The following is a 16,498-nucleotide window of genomic DNA, read 5'->3' on the forward strand; positions in this document are numbered from 1 at the left end:
CACAATCTTTGTGCACGCGTTCACAAAGACATAGCCTGCATTCGACGGGGCGGTCCTGGGACAAGTGGCCGCCTGCAGCCCCGCTCATCCCGCAGGAGCATCGTGGCAACTGGCCGAACTCACCGACCGGCGACCCGCAGCCGAGGTATTCCCGAGGCCACTGTCGCCCGGCTTCCGCTGTACTTGCGCGCCCTCACCGCGCTCTCCGAGCGATCGGTGCCCACGGTGTCCTCCGAGGAGCTGGCGGCCGCCGCCGGAGTCAACTCCGCGAAGCTGCGCAAGGACTTCTCCTACCTCGGCTCCTACGGCACCCGCGGTGTCGGGTACGACGTCGAGTACCTCGTCTACCAGATCTCCCGCGAGCTCGGCCTGACGCAGGACTGGCCCGTCGTCATCGTCGGCATCGGCAACCTGGGCGCGGCCCTGGCCAACTACGGCGGCTTCGCCTCGCGCGGGTTCCGCGTCGCGGCGCTGATCGACGCCGACCCGGCCATGGCCGGAAAGCCGGTCGCCGGGATGCCCGTGCAGCACACCGACGAGCTGGAGAAGATCATCGAGGACAACGGCGTCTCGATCGGGGTCATCGCGACCCCGGCCGGCGCCGCGCAGCAGGTGAGCGAGCGGCTCATCGCCGCCGGGGTCACCTCCATCCTGAACTTCGCGCCGACCGTGCTGTCGGTGCCCGAGGGCGTGGACGTGCGCAAGGTCGACCTGTCGATCGAGCTGCAGATCCTCGCCTTCCACGAGCAGCGCAAGGCCGGTGAGGGGGCTGCCGCCGCCGCTGCGGCCGGATCCCTGGCGGACGCCGAGGACACCGCAGCGGGCGCCGCTCCCGCAGCCGCCGTGGTCCCGCCCGCGGGACGCGCCGCCGCCGCCTCGCGCAAGGGCAACCCCGAGGGTGACGTGCCGGCGGTGATGCCGGCATGAGTCTGCTCGTCGTAGGGCTGAGCCACCGCAGCGCGCCGGTCAGCGTGCTGGAACGGGCCTCCCTGTCCGCCGATGCCAAGGTGAAGCTGCTGCACGACACGCTCGCCGCCGAACCGGCGACCGAGGCGGCCGTGCTCGCCACCTGCAACCGGATCGAGCTGTACGCGGACGTGGACAAGTTCCACGCCGGTGTCGCCGAGCTGTCGACGCTGCTCGCGCAGCACAGCGGGGTGGCCCTGGAGGAGCTCACGCCCTATCTCTACGTGCACTACGAGGACCGGGCGGTGCACCACCTGTTCTCGGTGGCGTGCGGGCTGGACTCGATGGTCGTCGGCGAGGGGCAGATCCTCGGCCAGATCAAGGACGCGCTGGCGCTGGGGCAGGAGCAGCACACCGCCGGTCGGCTGATCAACGATCTGTTCCAGCAGGCGCTGCGGGTCGGCAAGCGGGCGCACTCGGAGACCGGGATCGACCGGGCCGGGCAGTCGCTGGTGACCTTCGGGCTGGAGCAGCTGGCCGTCCACGAGCCGGTGGACCGCTGGGCCGCGGGCAAGCGGGCGCTGGTGATCGGCGCCGGCTCGATGTCCTCGCTGGCCGCCGCGACGCTGGCGCGGGTCGGGGTCGCCGAGATCATGGTGGCGAACCGGACCGTCGAGCGGGCGGAGCGTTTGGCCGAGATTCTGGTTGCCTCGGGCACCGGGGTGGCGGCTCGCGCGGTGCCGATGACGCGTGTGGCGGACGAGCTGACACGTGTTGACGTGGTCGTGTCCTGTACCGGGGCCACCGGGCTGGTGCTGACCGGCGACGACGTCGCGGACGCGCTGTCCAAGGGCTCCGCCCCGATCCCCGCGCCGCAGGCGCCGGCGGATCAGGGAGGTTCCCCGGCGGGGTCCGGTGGGCGGGGCTCCGCCCCGGCGCCGGTCTCCGCGCCCCGTACGACGACGGGCTCGGGCACCGTCCCGGGTCCCGCGCGGGACGGGCTCCCCGGCGCCGAGGTCCTGGCGCGGCTGGTGGCCGCCGCCGAGGGCGGGCGCCGACTGGCCGATGCCGGGGCCGCGCGGACCCTGACGGCCGTCGCCGAACGCGACGAGTGCCCGTTGGGGCTGGACACGCCGACGTCCGACGGGCGTTCCGCGCTCACGGGGGTCGACGCCAACGCCCTGGAACTGCACGGCACCTGGGCCGATCAGGGGGAGGCGGCCGCCCAGCGGCAGCCCCGCCGGAGCCGGCCGGCCGTCGTGAACGGCGCGACCGTACGGCTCGCGCTCCTCGACCTGGCCATGCCGCGTGACATCGACGCCGCCGTGCACCGCGTCCCCGGGGTGCGCCTCGTGGACATCGAGTCGCTCGCCGAGGCCTCCGCCGACGCGCCGATGGCCGCCGACGTGGACGCCGTGCGCGCGATCGTCGCGGAAGAGGTGGCCGCGTTCGGGGCCGCCCAGCGGGCCGCGCACATCACCCCCACCGTCGTCGCGCTGCGCGCGATGGCCGCCGAGGTGGTGGCGATGGAAGTGGCCCGGCTCGACGGCCGGGTGCCCGACCTCGACGAGCGGCAGCGGGCCGAGGTCACCCAGACCGTGCGCCGCGTCGTCGACAAGCTCCTCCACGCGCCGACCGTGCGCGTCAAGCAGCTCGCCAGTGAGCCCGGCGGCGCCGGGTACGCCGAGGCGCTGCGTGAACTCTTCGACCTCGACCCTCAGACGGTGGCCTCCGTCAGCCGGGCGGACGCGGCCGATCCGAAGAACGACGACCCAGGACGGGCATCATGAACACACGTCCCGACCAGCCCCTCCGGCTTGGCACGCGACGCAGCAAGTTGGCCATGTCCCAGTCCGGGCACGTCGCCGAGGCGGTGCGGGCGGTCACCGGCCGTCCCGTCGAGCTCGTGGAGATCACGACCTACGGTGACGTGTCCCGCGAGCACCTCGCGCAGATCGGCGGCACCGGCGTGTTCGTCACGGCGCTGCGCGACGCCCTCGTGCGGGGCGAGGTCGACTTCGCGGTGCACTCGCTGAAGGACCTGCCGACCGCGCAGCCCGAGGAGCTGGTCATCGCGGCGATGCCGCGGCGGGAGGACGTGCGCGACGCGCTCGTCGCCCGTGACGGCCTGACCTTCGAGCAGCTGCCCGATGGCGCGCGGATCGGTACCGGTTCGCCGCGGCGCACGGCGCTGCTCAACGCGTACGCCCGGAGCCTGGGCAAGGTCGTCGAGGCGGTCCCGATCCGCGGGAACGTCGACACCCGGATCGGCTTCGTGCGCGACGGGGAACTGGACGCCGTGGTCCTCGCCGCCGCCGGGCTGAACCGGATCGGCCGCGGTGACGAGGCGACCGACCTGCTGTCCGTGGACAACGTGCTTCCCGCACCCGGCCAGGGAGCCCTGGCCGTGGAGTGCCTCGCGTCCGCCACGGACCTCATCGCCGCCCTCGGTGAACTCGACGACTCGTACACCCGAGCCGCCGTGACCGCCGAAAGGTCTCTGCTCGCCGCCCTGGAGGCCGGCTGCAGCGCGCCCGTGGGCGCGCTCGCCGACCTGTTGGTTGACGGGCAGATTGTCAATGAAATGCGCCTGCGGGGTGTCGTCGGAACGCTCGACGGCTCGACGCTTGTGCAGCTGTCCACCACCGGTCCCGTGCCCCAGTCTCACGACGAGGCCATGGCGCTCGGACGCGAACTCGCGGACGAGATGCTGGCCAAGGGCGCGGCCGGTCTGATGGGGGAGCGATCCCTTTGAACCCCTCAATCCCCACCTCCGCTCTTCCGGCGGTCGCCGCCCACGGGCGCGTCACCTTCCTCGGTGCCGGCCCCGGCGACCCGGGTCTGCTGACACTGCGCGCCGTCGAGGCGCTCGGCGCCGCGGACGTGCTGATCGCGGAGCCCGAGGTGCTCGAAGTCGTACGCACCCATGCTCGCGCGGGCGTCGACACGCCGCAGCTGACGGTGGCTGACGAAGTGTCAGCAGCCGCCGGTGTCCCGGTGATCCGTGATGCGGCCAATCTTGTCATGGAGGCCGCGCGGTCCGGCAGGCGGGTGGTCCGTGCCGTCACGGGCGACCCCGGGCTCGACGGCAACGCCGCCGAGGAGATGCTGGCCTGCGCGACCGAGGGCATCCCCTTCGAGGTGGTGCCCGGTGTCGCGACCGCCGTCGGCGTGCCCGCGTACGCGGGTGTGCCGCTGAGCGGCGGCCGGGACTCCAAGGGCACGGACGTGCGCTTCGTCGACGCGCGCAACGCCTCGGCGCGCTGCTGGAGCGAGGTCGGCGCGAGCGACGGGATCCTCGTGGTCTCCGCGACCCTGGAGACCGTGTCCGCGGCCGCCGCCGAACTGGTGTCGGCCGGGCGCAAGCCCGACACCCCGCTCACCGTGACGGTGGCGGGCACCACGACGCGCCAGCGGACCTGGAACGCCACCCTGGGGACCATCGCCCAGGTGTTCAAGCAGGGGAAGGTGCTGCCCTCGCCCGAGGGAGCGCGCCCCGTCATAGCCGTGGTCGGTGAGCACGGCGCGGCCGCGCGTCACGAGGACCTGGCCTGGTTCGAGTCGAAGCCGCTGTTCGGCTGGCGGGTGCTCGTGCCGCGCACCAAGGAGCAGGCCGCCTCGCTCTCCGACCAGTTGCGCTCGTACGGCGCGGTGCCGCACGAGGTGCCGACCATCGCCGTGGAGCCGCCGCGCACCCCGCAGCAGATGGAGCGGGCGGTCAAGGGCCTGGTCACGGGCCGCTACGAGTGGATCGCCTTCACCTCGGTGAACGCCGTCAAGGCGGTGCGCGAGAAGTTCGAGGAGTACGGGCTGGACGCGCGGGCCTTCGCGGGCATCAAGGTCGCCGCGGTGGGCGAGCAGACCGCGGCCGCGCTGGTGGAGTTCGGCGTGAAGCCGGACCTGGTGCCGAGCGGTGAGCAGTCGGCCGCCGGGCTGTTGGAGGACTGGCCGCCCTACGACCCGGTCTTCGACCCGATCGACCGTGTCTTCCTGCCGCGGGCCGACATCGCGACGGAGACGCTGGTCGCGGGCCTGATAGAGCTCGGGTGGGAGGTCGACGACGTGACGGCCTACCGGACCGTGCGCGCGTCGCCGCCGCCGGCGGACACGCGTGAGGCGATCAAGGGCGGCGGTTTCGACGCAGTGATGTTCACGTCGTCGAGCACCGTCCGCAACCTGGTCGGGATCGCGGGCAAGCCGCACAACGTGACCGTCATCGCGTGCATCGGGCCGGCGACGGCCAAGACCGCGGAGGAGCACGGGCTGCGCGTGGACGTGCTGTCGCCGGAGCCGTCGGTGTCGAAGCTGGCGGAGGCGCTGGCCGAGTACGGCGCGGCGCGCCGCGACGCGGCCAAGGAGGCCGGCGAGTCGGTGGCGCGGCCGAGCGAGCGGCGGCCGGGGGCGCGGCGTCGGCGTACGACGTGAGTCGGTTAGGTCGGTTGGATGGTCGGGCGGGGCCCGGGTGCGCAGGCACCCGGGCCCCGTTCGTGTGCGGGCGGCCGATCGGGAAGGGCCGGGCCGCGCACCGTCCACAGGGTGTGCGGCCACAGCACTAGGCTTGGGGCGACTGCTGTCGAAGCTCGAAGAGGCGACTGAAGATGAGCGCGTACGGATCCTTCCCCGGTTCGCGGCCCCGCCGGCTGCGTACGACCCCGGCGATGCGGCGGATGGTCGCGGAGACGCGGCTGCACCCCTCGGACCTGATCCTCCCGGCGTTCGTGCGGGAGGGCATCAGCGAGCCGGTCGCGATCGCGGCGATGCCGGGGGTCGTCCAGCACACCCGGGACACGCTGCGGAAGGCGGCCGTCGAGGCGGTTTCGGCGGGGGTCGCGGGGATCATGCTCTTCGGGGTGCCGGCCGACGAGAACAAGGACGCGCGGGGCACGGCGGGCACCGAGCCGGACGGGATCCTCCAGCTCGCGATCCGTGACGTGAGGGCCGAGGTCGGCGACGACCTGGTGATCATGTCGGACCTGTGTCTGGACGAGTACACCGACCACGGACACTGCGGGGTCCTGGACGAGCACGGGCGCGTGGACAACGACGCGACGCTGGAGCGGTACGCGGAGATGGCGCAGGTCCAGGCGGACGCGGGCGTCCACGTGGTGGGGCCGAGCGGGATGATGGACGGCCAGGTCGGCGTGATCCGTGACGCGCTGGACGAGACGGGCCACGAGGACGTCTCGATCCTGGCGTACACGGCGAAGTACTCGTCGGCGTTCTACGGCCCCTTCCGGGAGGCCGTCGGGTCCTCGCTCCAGGGCGACCGCAAGACCTACCAGCAGGATCCGGCGAACGCCCGCGAGTCGCTGCGGGAGCTGGCGCTGGACCTGGACGAGGGCGCCGACATGGTCATGGTCAAGCCGGCGGGCCCCTACCTGGACATCCTGTACCGGGTCGCGCAGGCCGTGGACGTACCGGTCGCGGCGTACCAGATCAGTGGTGAGTACGCGATGATCGAGGCCGCCGCGGAGAAGGGCTGGATCGAGCGCGACCGGGCGATCCTGGAGACGCTGCTCGGCATCAGGCGGGCGGGCGCGGACACGATCCTGACGTACTGGGCCACCGAGGTCGCGGGGTGGCTGCGCGAGGCGCGGTGAGCGGGCGGACGGTTCGGTGAGCCGGCGGGCGGGTGAGGCGGGTCAGCCCTTGCAGGCCCGGTCGAAGCCGGTGGCGGATCCCTGGTTCCAGCCCTTCCAGTAGGAGTCGCCGTGCTGCTGGGACTTGTCGGCCTGCGGGCGGGTGTCGCAGCTCTTGGCGGCGGCCGCCTTGCCGTCGCGGTAGCCGGCCGTGAAGCCCTGCCGGAATTCCTCCTGGCTGTTCTGCGGGACCTTCGGCGTGGACGTGGGCGAGTTCGGGCTCGGCTTCGCGAGGACCTTGCAGTTGACGAAGATGAAGTTCTGGTCCTCGTTGACCGCGAGGACGGTGTAGTTGACGTTCTTCTGGAAGCGGGTCACCCGGAAGTTGCCGCTCGCGTCGACGTTCAGGGGCTGCGTGCTCTCGCCGTCGTTGAGCGAGCGGGGGGCCGTGAAGCCCTCGCCGGCGATGACGACGGAGCCGGTCGGCCCGGGCGTCACGGTGCAGCTCGCGGCGGGGACCGCCGCGCCGGCGGTGGGCGCGAGGAAGGCGGCGCCGCCGAGGGCGAACGAGGACGCGACGAGCGAGGTGACGGCGACGCGTCGGACGCGTCGAGTGGTGCGGAACATGGGCTGCTCCTGTCGAGGAAGTCGAGGAGATCGGGTGGGGTGGGGGAGTGGCGGGCGGCTCTGCCGGTCGCCGGTCCCCGGGTCCCCTCTTCCATCGTGCGTCGCCCGTCGCGAGCCGGCGACCGCGTAGGGCGACGCACGCCGGCCGGGGGTCGCGGCCCGGCGCGCACGGGCGCACCCTGGAAGCAGGGTGATCCTGGAGGTGGTGCAGCATGTCCACGCTCGTCGGATGGCACGTGGAGTTGGAGTTCACCGAAGAGGGGCACCGCACGGGTGCGGCGGCCATGGTGAGGCTCGCGGACGGCTCCGAGATGAGGGCGCACGGCTACGCCATGCGTCACCCGTCGGATCCGGACCAGCTGCGGGTCGGTGAGGAGATCGCCGGGGCCAGGGCGCTGATGGACCTCGCGGGTCAGATGTTGCAGAAGGCGCACGCGGAGATCGACGAGGCCACGGGACGGCACTCGTATCCGCTCAACCGGTGACCGCGCCCAACCCTCGACCGCGACCCCGTCCCGGCACGCGCGCCGGGACGGGGTCGCGGCGCGCGGCGCGCATTCCAGCGGGCCGCGCCGCAGGGCGCTGCCGAGCACCAGTGGAGGGCCGGCGCCGCCAGGCCGGCCCGACGTGGACCGCGAACATGCCGAGGACGGCCGTGCCGCGGGCCGCGTCGAGCCCGGTGAGTTCGACCCGCTCCCACGGGGAGTGGGAGGGCAAAGCGCGGGCCGAGGTTGCGCGGAAGGCCCTACTCCGTGGCGAATTCCTCGACTTCGCCGATCCCGTCGTCCCCGCCGGTTGCCTCGACGCGGGCCGCGAGGCGGGCCATCGCGCGGGCGAGTTCGGAGGCCGCCCCGACGGGGACGATCGCCGCGCGGCCGGGGACCCGTACGCCGCCGGTCAGGGCGACGCGGGTACCACCGCCCGGTTCGGGCGAGGCGGCCATGCCGATGATCAGGAACCGGCTCTGGAGCCAGCACCACCCGGGGCGCAGCACCCCGCGGAAGTGGGCGCGCGGTCCGTACGTGCTGCGGGCCAGCGCCTCGACCCGGTCACCGGTCACCCGCAGCACGCGCAGGCTGCGCATGTCGGGCTGGAAGCGGCCGAACTCGCCCTCCAGGTCGCCCATCACCGCCCACACGGCGGCCGGTTCGGCCGGCAGGACCCGCTCGACGATCCGCGCCCCGGGCACCCCGGCGGCCATGATCCGCAGCCGCCCCACCTCGTCCACCGTCTCGTCCACCGTCATGAGGACCACGCCTTCCGGAAGCTGGTACGGGCCCGGTGCAGCCGGGACTTGGCGGTGCCGGGCGGCACCCCGAGGAGGGCCGCCGCCGATTCCTCGTCCAGGCCCTCCACGTCCCGCAGCACCAGGACGGCCCGGTGGTCCGGGGAGAGCCGGGCCAGGACGTCGTCGATGTCGGCGGCGAGCTGCGGGTCGCCGCGCCCGGGTACGTCGGCCAGTTCGGCGGGGCGCGCACGGGCGGCCCGCCGGGCGATCCGTACGGCCTCGCGCACCGCGATGGCCCGCACCCAGCCGTACAGGGTCTCCGGGTCCCGCAGCGAGCGCAGGGCCTTGAAGACGGCGATCAGCGCCTCCTGGGTGGCGTCGGGGCCGTCGGCGAGGGCGATCGGGACGCAGATCCGGGCGATGTACGGGGTGAGGTGGTCGAGGAGGTCGTGCAGGGCCAGGGTGTTCCCGGCGCGGGCGGCCCGGGCGAGCGCGACCCCCCGATCGCGTTCGGCCGGGGTCACCGGGCGCGCGCCAGGCGGGCGGCGGCCCAGCCGAAGCCGAGGCAGGCGGGGGTGTAAAGGACGAGGTTCAGGGTGCGGAAGGGGCCGTCGGGGCTGTTGAGGAGCCCGGTCGCCCAGCCCAGGCCCGCGAGGCCGCGTACGGCGAGCCCGGCGGCGACGGCGGCGGTGACCAGGCGGGTGGCCGGGCCGCCCCGGCCGCGGGCGTGCGCGAGGACGGCAGCGGCGCCGGTCAGGGTGACGGCGGCCAGCGGCAGCACGACGGGCGGTCCGAAGGACACCTGCGTGCCGAGCACGGCGAGCGAGAGGGCGCGTTCGTCGGCGGCGGGCCAGGTGGCGCCGGTGGCCCAGTACAGGTGTGCCAGGCCGTCGACGGCCAGCAGGGCGGCCAGCGCGGTGCCGGTGCGGTGTCGGGTGGTGACGTTCATGCGTGCTCCCCCGGGGTGGTGAATGCCAACACCCCGAGGAGGAGGCCGAGGAGGGGAACGTTCCTGTGGGCCGCGTCACAGGGTGGCGGCGGCCCGGGGGCGTTCCCGTTCTAGCCGCGGACCCAGTCGGTCAGGCGGGTCCAACTGTGCGGGGCGAGGGACAGGGTGGGTCCGTGCGGCACTTTGGAGTCCCGCACGTGCACCTGGCCGGCGGCGCAGGAGCAGGTGGCCACCTCGACGCAGGCGCCGCCCTCACTGCCGCTGTAGCTGGACTTGCGCCAGGCGACGGCGACTTCGAGGCAGGCGCCGCCCTCGTCGTTGCTGTAGCTGGACTTGAACCACTTCAATGTGGTGCTCATTGCTCTCCTAGCAGCCTGTCCAACAGGCCTCTCGTCTCATCGAAGTTGAGGGCCTGGGATCGCAGCATCGCATACTTCTGGGTGAGGATGCTGACCTCGTTCGGGTCGCGCACGAGGACGCTGCCGCGCTGGGTTTCGGAGTACGCGAGGTGCTGGTGCTCGGGGGTCTCCAGCAGGATGAACGGGCCGTCGAGACCGGCGTGGGCGGTGATGCCCAGGGGCAGGACCTGGAGGGCGATGCCCGGTCGGTCGGCGCAGGCGCGCAGGTGTCGGACCTGCTCGCGGTAGACCCCGTCACCGCCGATCCGGTCGCGCAGGGCCGCCTCCCAGATCACGAAGCTGAGCGTGGGCGGGGCCGGACGGCGCAGTATCGCCTGTCGCTTGATGCGGCGGGCGGTCTGGAGCTCGATCCAGTCCTCGCCGTGGTACGGCACGCGGCAGCCGAGGACGGACCGCGCGTACTCCTCGGTCTGGAGCAGCCCCGGCACGGTCAGCGTGTCGTACCAGGACAGGGCGAGCGCCTCCAGCTCGCGTTCCATGTACTCCTCCGCCCACGGCGGGATGCTGTCGACCTCCGGCATCTTGTTCGCGGCGACCGTCAGTATCCCGGGCAGGCCCAGGATCCGGTCCATGCGCTCCGCGACATCGGGCATCAGGACACGGCGGCCCTGCTCGATGGAGGCCAGCGTCTCGCTGTCCATCGGCACTTCCAGGGCGAGTGCGCGCTGGGTCAGTCCTTTGGCGAGTCGGCCGGCGGCGACCATCTCGCCGACCATCTTCATCGCGGTCGCATTGGGCCGAGGCCTCTTCCTTGGTGGCATGCAACCGAACTCCCCACCTGCGCCCGAGTGATAGCCGTACCAACCCGTACTCATCGAGGAGTACGGGTCGGTCGTCTCCGCCAGGCTAGTCACGCACCGCGACGATCGCCCCGTGAACGTGAATATTCAACCCGCCCTGGTGCGGGAGCGGTTCTATCCGCGTAGTCGTCAAACCGTGCGTTCGGCAAGGGAGTTCCTGGGCGAGACGCTCGACGCGTGGGAGGTGGCGGGCCGCCGGGACGACCTGTTGCTCTGCGTGAGCGAGCTGGCCACCAATGCCCTGCTGCACGGAGTCCCGCCCGGCCGGGGGTACCGCGTGCGGTTGCTGCGCTTCGAGGGCGCGGTCCGGATCGAGGCGCACGACAGCGGTGGCGGACGGCCCCGGATCGAGGACCGGGACGTGCGCGTGGAGCGGGGCCGAGGCCTGCTGTTGGTCGCGGCGATCGCGGACCGGTGGGGGGTGGTGCCGCGCGTGCCCGGGAAGGTGGTGTGGTGCGAGTGTGACGCATGAGGAGCCCCCGCCGCCCGGGCGGGTGGCGGGGGCTCCCCGTACGGCGGGTGCGCGCGGGTCAGGCGGTGGTGCGGCGACGGCGGCCGGTGCCGGCCACGAGGGCCGCGCCCATCGCCAGGGCCACGCCGCCGGCGCCGAGGGCCCAACTGGTGGCGGGGGAGCTGCCGGTGGCGGCGAGTTCGCCGCCGGTGGAGTCGGTGCCGGTGCCGGTGCCGGTGCCGGTGTCGTTGCCGTCGGTGGTCGGGTCGAGCGGCTTGGAGTCGCCGTCGGGGGTGTGCTCGTTCCCGGTCCCGATGCTCGTGCCCGTTCCGGCCTTGTTGATCGTCGTCAGGATGCCGTCGGAGTGGGACTCGGCGAACTCGCCGGTCTCCTCGTCCACCGTGGCCCAGCCGGCGACGCCGAGGGTCAGGTCTCCGGTCGGGGCGTCGGCGGAGAAGCGGACGCGTACCTGTACGTCGAAGCTCTTGCCCGCCTCGACCGCACCGCCGGCGAGTTCGAAGCCGAAGAAGACGCCGTCCTCGTCGTGGAAGTCCGCCTCGTGCCAGCCCTTCTTGCCGTGGGCGTCCTTGCTGTAGACCTCCAGCCGGATCTGGGAGGACTTCATCGAGACCCAGTCGGGGCGCGCCATGATGAGGGCCAGGTCGAACTGTTCGAGGCGCTGCTTGCCGGCGTTGTCGACGTGGATCGAGAGGTTCTGCCAGTCGGCCCCGGCCGTGAAGCCGCCCTTCGGCACGCCGTTCACGGTGAGGGCGGGGCCCTCGGCGGGCATCGGGAACCCCTCGCCGTCCTCGGCGCCGGCGATCTTGGTGGTGTACCAGGAGGCCGGGGAGTGGGCGACGCCGGTGGCGGTCGTGCTGGAGCCGTCCGTGTAGATCTCGAAGGGCAGGACGGCGATGTCCGCGGCGAAGCTGACGCGCACGTCGAGGGAGTACTTCGCGTCGGCGGCGATCGAGGGGGTCCGGCCCAGGTCGTACTGGATGCCGGGGCCCGTCTCCTCGCTCCGGATCGGCGCGGCGGACTGCCAGGTAGCGCCGCTCTGGCCGGCGGCGCGGTACTCGACCTCGACCTGGGAGGCCTTGAAGCGGCCTTCCAGGTCCATGACCGACAGGTGCGGGACGTAGTTCTTGACGGCGATGTGGCCGCTGTTGTCGACCTTGGCGGTCAGCTCGGTCCAGCCGCCCCCGGCCTGGAAGCCGTCCTTCGGGATGCCCTGGACAGTGACCTCGGGGCCCATCAGCATCGAGTCGAGGAGATCGTCCTCCAGCGGGATCCCGGTCTCGCTCGTCCCCTTCTCGGCCTGCGGGGCCTTGGGGGTCTGCGGGGCCTGGGGTGCCTGGGGCGCCTTCGGCGTCCCGGGTGCCTTCGAGGCCGGCTTGGCCTGATTCTGCTGCTGCGCCGCCGGGGCGTCGTCGGCCGCCGGAGCGGCGTCCTCCTTCGGCGCGGTGTCCGGAACGATCACGGCGGGCTGGTCGGCGGCCATGGCCGGCGTGGCCGCGAGAACGGTCGGACCCGCGACGGCGGCAGCCGCCACCAGGGCCATGCGCTTCAGCTTCACTTCGATTCCCCCCATGCCGGTCACGGACGTTCCGGCCCCGACCCCTTGACTGAACGTGCTCAGATTAGGGCGCGGAGGGGTCCCGAGGGTGGCTCCCGGATCACGATTGATCGACATTCAACTTTCTCAATATGGCCGAAAAAAGACCCCGCCCCCGATATCGGACTACCGGGGGCGGGGTCGTGCGCGTACGGCGTGCGTACGGGGGGTGTCAGAGCTTCTCGGGGGTTCGGATCCCGAGGAGGGACATGCCCTTGGAGAGCGTGCGGGCGGTCAGGTCCGACAGGAAGAGACGGTTCTCGCCCACGACGAGTTCCGGCTCCGGCTTCACGACCGGGCACTCGGTGTAGAAGGTCGTGAACAGCGAGGACAGCTGGTAGAGGTACGCGGCCACCTTGTGCGGGGCGTACTCCGCGGCGGCCTCCTCGATCAGCGCGCCGAACTGGTCCAGGTGCAGGCCCAGCGCGCGCTCGGCCGGCGCCAGCGCCAGCTCCGGGTGGGCCGCCGGGGAACGGTCGCCCGCGTTGCGCAGGATGGACTTGATCCGGGCGTACGCGTACTGGAGGTACACGGAGGTGTCACCGGTGAGGGAGACCATCTGGTCGAGGTCGAACTTGTAGTCGCGGGCGGCCGAGGTGGAGAGGTCCGCGTACTTGACCGCGCCGATGCCGACCTGGAGGCCGTTCTCGACGATCTCCTCCTCGGTGAGCAGGCCGCGCTGCTCGTCCTTCTCCCGCACGACGGTCGTCGCCCGCTCGACGGCCTCGTCCAGCAGGTCCACCAGCCGGACCGTCTCGCCCTCCCGGGTCTTGAACGGCTTGCCGTCCTTGCCGAGGACGGTGCCGAAGGCCAGCTGTACGGCCTTGGTGTCCTCGGTCAGCCAGCCGGCGCGGCGGGCCGTCTCGAAGACCATCTTGAAGTGCAGGGACTGCCGCGCGTCCACCACGTAGATCAGGGTGGTCGCGTTCAACTCGCCCACCCGGTCGCGGATCGCGGAGAGGTCGGTGGCGGCGTAGCCGAAGCCGCCGTCCGACTTCTGGACGATCAGCGGGGTGGGGTTGCCGTCCGGGCCCTTGACGTCGTCGAAGAAGACGCAGAGCGCGCCGTTGGAACGGACGGCGACGCCCGACTCCTCCAGCAGCTTGCAGGTCTCCACGAGCATGTCGTTGTAGCCGGACTCGCCGACCACGTCGGGGTCCTGGATGTCCATGTCCAGCTTGTTGAAGACGGAGTAGAAGTAGATCTTCGACTCGTCCACGAACCGCTGCCACAGCGCGAGGGTCTCCGGCTCGCCGGCCTGGAGGTCGACGACCCGGGCGCGGGCGCGCGTCTTGAACTCCTCGTCGGAGTCGAAGAGCGCGCGCGAGGCCTTGTAGAGCCGGTTCAGGTTGGACATGGCCTCCTCGCCGGAGACCTCCTCGTCCGACTTGTGGTCGAGCTCGTGCGGGTGCTCCATCAGGTACTGGATGAGCATGCCGAACTGGGTGCCCCAGTCGCCGATGTGGTGCCGGCGGACGACCTTCTCGCCTGTGAACTCCAGGATCTCGACCATCGCGGCGCCGATCACGGCGGACCGCAGGTGACCGACGTGCATCTCCTTGGCGACGTTCGGCTGGGCGTAGTCGATCACCGTGGTGCCCGGGTGCTCGGCGAGCGGCACGCCGAGGCGGTCGTCGCTCGCCCGCGCCGCGAGGGTCTCGATGATCGCCCGGTCGGTGATCGTGATGTTGAGGAAGCCGGGGCCCGAGACCTCGATCTCCTTGATCAGGTCACCCATGGGGATGCCCTCGACCACGGTCGTCGCCAGCTCGCGCGGGTTGGCCTTGGCCTTCTTCGCGAGCGCCAGGATGCCGTTGGCCTGGAAGTCGGCCCGGTCGCTTCGTCGCAGCATGGGGTCGGCGCCACCGGCCTCCGGCAGGGCCGAGGCGAGGGCGTCCGCGACGCGCTGATTGACGGAAGAAGCGAGGGAAGGGACCGAGGCCATGAGCTGCCGTTCCTGTGAGGTTGTGCCGGTGGGTGCACTTGGTTGTTCCGACAAATGCCGAGTATCCCACGCGCGACCCTTCGCCTTCGCGGGATATCGGGCGTGGGGAGCAACCTCGGAGCGGCCCGTTCCGTCTGGGAGAATGGCGAAGCCAGCATTCGAGTAGAAGGACGTGTCGTGGCTCAGAGCAGCACCGAGACCGACTGGGTCTCCCGTTTCGCGGACGAGGTCATCGCCGAGGCGGAGCGCCGAGCACCCGGCAAACCTGTCGTCGTCGCGTCCGGACTCTCCCCTTCCGGCCCGATCCACCTGGGCAACCTCCGCGAGGTCATGACCCCGCACCTGGTCGCGGACGAGATCCGCCGCCGGGGCATCAAGGTCCGCCACCTGATCTCGTGGGACGACTACGACCGCTACCGGAAGGTGCCGGCCGGCGTCCCAGGCGTCGACGAGACGTGGGCCGCGCACATCGGCAAGCCGCTGACGGCCGTCCCCGCCCCGGCCGGGTCCGCGTACGGCAGCTGGGCCGAGCACTTCAAGGCCGCCATGGTCGAGGCGCTCGCCGAGATGGGCGTCGAGTACGACCCCATCAGCCAGACCGAGCAGTACACCAACGGTGTGTACCGCGAGCAGGTGCTGCACGCGATGAAGCACCGCGGCGACATCGACGCCGTGCTCGACCAGTACCGCACCAAGCAGAAGCCCGGCGGCAAGAAGCCCCAGCAGAAGCAGGTCGACGAGGCCGAGCTGGAGGCCGCCGAGGGCTCCGGCGCGGCCGCCGAGGACGACGGCAGCAGCGCCGAGGGCGGGTACTTCCCGTACAAGCCCTACTGCGCGCAGTGCGGCAAGGACTTCACCAAGGTCACGTCCTACAACGACGAGACCACGGAGCTGACCTACGTCTGCACCGAGGACGAGTTCACCGAGACGGTCAAGCTCAGCGAGTTCAACCGCGGCAAGCTCGTCTGGAAGGTCGACTGGCCGATGCGCTGGGCGTACGAGGGCGTGATCTTCGAGCCCTCGGGCGTCGACCACTCCTCGCCCGGCTCGTCCTTCCAGGTCGGCGGGCAGATCGTGCACATCTTCGGCGGCGAGCAGCCGATCGGCCCGATGTACGCGTTCGTCGGCATCAGCGGCATGGCCAAGATGTCCTCCTCGAAGGGCGGCGTCCCGACCCCGTCCGACGCGCTGAAGATCATGGAACCGCAGCTGCTGCGCTGGCTGTACGCGCGCCGCAAGCCGAACCAGTCCTTCAAGATCGCCTTCGACCAGGAGATCCAGCGGCTCTACGACGAGTGGGACAAGCTGGAGTCCAAGGTCGCCGACGGCTCCGTGCTGCCGGCCGACGCGGCGGCGCACACCCGCGCCGTCCGCACCGCGGAAGGTGAACTGCCGCGCACCCCGCGCCCGATGGCCTACCGGACGCTCGCGTCCGTCGTCGACATCACCGCCGGGCACGACGAGCAGACCCTGCGCATCCTGTCCGACCTGGACCCGACGTCGCCGCTGACCTCCCTCGACGAGGTACGGCCGCGCCTGGACCGGGCCGAGAACTGGATCACCACCCAGGTCCCGGCCGACCAGCGCACGCTGGTCCGCGAGGAGCCCGACGCCGAGCTGCTGTCCTCGCTGGACGAGGAGGGGCGCGAGTCCCTGCGGCTGTTGGTCGACGGGCTCGACGCGCACTGGTCGCTCGACGGGCTCACCACCCTGGTCTACGGCGTGCCCAAGGTCATGGCCGGCCTGGAGCCCGACGCCAAGCCGACGCCGGAGCTCAAGGTCGCGCAGCGCACGTTCTTCGCCCTGCTCTACCGGCTGCTCGTGACCCGGGAGACCGGACCGCGCCTGCCCACGCTGCTGCTGGCGGTCGGGGCGGACCGGGTGCGCAAGCTGCTGGCCGTCTGAGGCGACCGGGCCGGCCGAGGCGCCGCGTACGACGCGCAAGGGCCCGCACCCCGAGGGGTGCGGGCCCTTCCGCG

16 protein-coding genes are annotated in these 16,498 nt (G+C 72.1%); 8 read left to right on the forward strand and 8 right to left on the reverse strand.

Translation table 11 applies throughout. From position 1 onward, the window contains the following. Positions 1 to 102 precede the first annotated feature (102 nt). From ACIRO3_RS20170 to hemB, 5 genes are all read left to right on the forward strand, one after another. On the forward strand, positions 103 to 927 hold the full coding sequence (locus ACIRO3_RS20170; protein ID WP_404138544.1) for a redox-sensing transcriptional repressor Rex: 825 nt from the start codon (positions 103 to 105) through the stop codon (positions 925 to 927). Next, positions 924 to 2,696: a glutamyl-tRNA reductase gene (locus ACIRO3_RS20175; RefSeq protein ID WP_361780533.1), complete on the forward strand. Its 1,773-nt coding sequence runs from the start codon at positions 924 to 926 to the stop codon at positions 2,694 to 2,696. Before ACIRO3_RS20170 ends, ACIRO3_RS20175 begins: the two co-directional genes overlap by 4 nt. Next, positions 2,693 to 3,661, forward strand: a complete 969-nt coding sequence (gene hemC, locus ACIRO3_RS20180) for a hydroxymethylbilane synthase (protein ID WP_361780530.1) — start codon at positions 2,693 to 2,695, stop codon at positions 3,659 to 3,661. The genes ACIRO3_RS20175 and hemC overlap by 4 nt, the downstream gene beginning before the upstream one ends. Next, positions 3,658 to 5,331, forward strand: coding sequence for a bifunctional uroporphyrinogen-III C-methyltransferase/uroporphyrinogen-III synthase (locus ACIRO3_RS20185; protein ID WP_365999873.1), 1,674 nt, complete (start codon positions 3,658 to 3,660; stop codon positions 5,329 to 5,331). The genes hemC and ACIRO3_RS20185 overlap by 4 nt, the downstream gene beginning before the upstream one ends. A gap of 173 nt (positions 5,332 to 5,504) precedes the next feature. Beyond that, positions 5,505 to 6,506, forward strand: a complete 1,002-nt coding sequence (gene hemB, locus ACIRO3_RS20190; protein ID WP_365999874.1) for a porphobilinogen synthase — start codon at positions 5,505 to 5,507, stop codon at positions 6,504 to 6,506. A gap of 42 nt (positions 6,507 to 6,548) precedes the next feature. Here the strand turns inward: hemB and ACIRO3_RS20195 are convergent, their stop codons facing one another. Beyond that, positions 6,549 to 7,112, reverse strand: coding sequence for a hypothetical protein (locus tag ACIRO3_RS20195; protein WP_404138549.1), 564 nt, complete (start codon positions 7,110 to 7,112; stop codon positions 6,549 to 6,551). A gap of 212 nt (positions 7,113 to 7,324) precedes the next feature. On the opposite strand from ACIRO3_RS20195, the gene ACIRO3_RS20200 reads away from it, so the two are divergent. Then, positions 7,325 to 7,597: a DUF1876 domain-containing protein gene (locus ACIRO3_RS20200; RefSeq protein WP_361780519.1), complete on the forward strand. Its 273-nt coding sequence runs from the start codon at positions 7,325 to 7,327 to the stop codon at positions 7,595 to 7,597. Positions 7,598 to 7,857: 260 nt separating this feature from the next. Here ACIRO3_RS20200 and ACIRO3_RS20205 read toward each other — a convergent pair whose 3' ends face one another. From ACIRO3_RS20205 to ACIRO3_RS20225, 5 genes are all read right to left on the reverse strand, one after another. Then, positions 7,858 to 8,358 (reverse strand): hypothetical protein, encoded by a 501-nt coding sequence (locus ACIRO3_RS20205; RefSeq protein ID WP_404138552.1) that lies wholly within the window; start codon positions 8,356 to 8,358, stop codon positions 7,858 to 7,860. After that, positions 8,355 to 8,864 (reverse strand): RNA polymerase sigma factor, encoded by a 510-nt coding sequence (locus tag ACIRO3_RS20210; protein ID WP_404138555.1) that lies wholly within the window; start codon positions 8,862 to 8,864, stop codon positions 8,355 to 8,357. Before ACIRO3_RS20210 ends, ACIRO3_RS20205 begins: the two co-directional genes overlap by 4 nt. Beyond that, on the reverse strand, positions 8,861 to 9,289 hold the full coding sequence (locus ACIRO3_RS20215) for a DUF3995 domain-containing protein (RefSeq protein WP_404138558.1): 429 nt from the start codon (positions 9,287 to 9,289) through the stop codon (positions 8,861 to 8,863). The genes ACIRO3_RS20210 and ACIRO3_RS20215 overlap by 4 nt, the downstream gene beginning before the upstream one ends. A 110-nt stretch (positions 9,290 to 9,399) precedes the next feature. After that, positions 9,400 to 9,648: a DUF397 domain-containing protein gene (locus tag ACIRO3_RS20220; RefSeq protein ID WP_404138561.1), complete on the reverse strand. Its 249-nt coding sequence runs from the start codon at positions 9,646 to 9,648 to the stop codon at positions 9,400 to 9,402. Next, complete coding sequence (locus ACIRO3_RS20225; protein WP_404138564.1) at positions 9,645 to 10,430, reverse strand: Scr1 family TA system antitoxin-like transcriptional regulator; 786 nt, start codon at positions 10,428 to 10,430, stop codon at positions 9,645 to 9,647. The genes ACIRO3_RS20220 and ACIRO3_RS20225 overlap by 4 nt, the downstream gene beginning before the upstream one ends. Before the next feature lie 214 nt (positions 10,431 to 10,644). On the opposite strand from ACIRO3_RS20225, the gene ACIRO3_RS20230 reads away from it, so the two are divergent. Then, positions 10,645 to 10,980: an ATP-binding protein gene (locus tag ACIRO3_RS20230; RefSeq protein WP_404138567.1), complete on the forward strand. Its 336-nt coding sequence runs from the start codon at positions 10,645 to 10,647 to the stop codon at positions 10,978 to 10,980. A 58-nt stretch (positions 10,981 to 11,038) separates the two neighbouring features. Here ACIRO3_RS20230 and ACIRO3_RS20235 read toward each other — a convergent pair whose 3' ends face one another. Next, positions 11,039 to 12,550, reverse strand: a complete 1,512-nt coding sequence (locus ACIRO3_RS20235; RefSeq protein WP_404138569.1) for a hypothetical protein — start codon at positions 12,548 to 12,550, stop codon at positions 11,039 to 11,041. A 196-nt stretch (positions 12,551 to 12,746) separates the two neighbouring features. Then, a complete protein-coding gene (argS, locus tag ACIRO3_RS20240) occupies positions 12,747 to 14,519 on the reverse strand; it encodes an arginine--tRNA ligase (RefSeq protein WP_404138572.1) in 1,773 nt (590 codons plus the stop codon). Positions 14,520 to 14,696: 177 nt separating this feature from the next. Here argS and lysS point away from each other — a divergent pair, with 177 nt between their 5' ends. Continuing rightward, positions 14,697 to 16,424 (forward strand): lysine--tRNA ligase, encoded by a 1,728-nt coding sequence (lysS, locus tag ACIRO3_RS20245; RefSeq protein ID WP_404138575.1) that lies wholly within the window; start codon positions 14,697 to 14,699, stop codon positions 16,422 to 16,424. Positions 16,425 to 16,498: the final 74 nt, after the last annotated feature.

The sequence above is a fragment of the Streptomyces sp. NPDC102278 genome (assembly GCF_044766345.1).
Lineage (GTDB): Bacteria > Actinomycetota > Actinomycetes > Streptomycetales > Streptomycetaceae > Streptomyces.

What these genes read in the sequence shown, in the direction of transcription:
- ACIRO3_RS20175 (WP_361780533.1), top strand. Translation starts at nt 924, where the DNA reads ATGAGTCTGCTCGTCGTAGGGCTGAGCCACCGCAGCGCGCCGGTCAGC.
- hemC (WP_361780530.1), top strand. Translation starts at nt 2,693, where the DNA reads ATGAACACACGTCCCGACCAGCCCCTCCGGCTTGGCACGCGACGCAGC.
- hemB (WP_365999874.1), top strand. Translation starts at nt 5,505, where the DNA reads ATGAGCGCGTACGGATCCTTCCCCGGTTCGCGGCCCCGCCGGCTGCGT.
- ACIRO3_RS20195 (WP_404138549.1), bottom strand. Translation starts at nt 7,112, where the DNA reads ATGTTCCGCACCACTCGACGCGTCCGACGCGTCGCCGTCACCTCGCTC.
- ACIRO3_RS20200 (WP_361780519.1), top strand. Translation starts at nt 7,325, where the DNA reads ATGTCCACGCTCGTCGGATGGCACGTGGAGTTGGAGTTCACCGAAGAG.
- ACIRO3_RS20205 (WP_404138552.1), bottom strand. Translation starts at nt 8,358, where the DNA reads ATGACGGTGGACGAGACGGTGGACGAGGTGGGGCGGCTGCGGATCATG.
- ACIRO3_RS20215 (WP_404138558.1), bottom strand. Translation starts at nt 9,289, where the DNA reads ATGAACGTCACCACCCGACACCGCACCGGCACCGCGCTGGCCGCCCTG.
- ACIRO3_RS20220 (WP_404138561.1), bottom strand. Translation starts at nt 9,648, where the DNA reads ATGAGCACCACATTGAAGTGGTTCAAGTCCAGCTACAGCAACGACGAG.
- ACIRO3_RS20225 (WP_404138564.1), bottom strand. Translation starts at nt 10,430, where the DNA reads ATGAAGATGGTCGGCGAGATGGTCGCCGCCGGCCGACTCGCCAAAGGA.
- ACIRO3_RS20235 (WP_404138569.1), bottom strand. Translation starts at nt 12,550, where the DNA reads ATGGGGGGAATCGAAGTGAAGCTGAAGCGCATGGCCCTGGTGGCGGCT.
- argS (WP_404138572.1), bottom strand. Translation starts at nt 14,519, where the DNA reads ATGGCCTCGGTCCCTTCCCTCGCTTCTTCCGTCAATCAGCGCGTCGCG.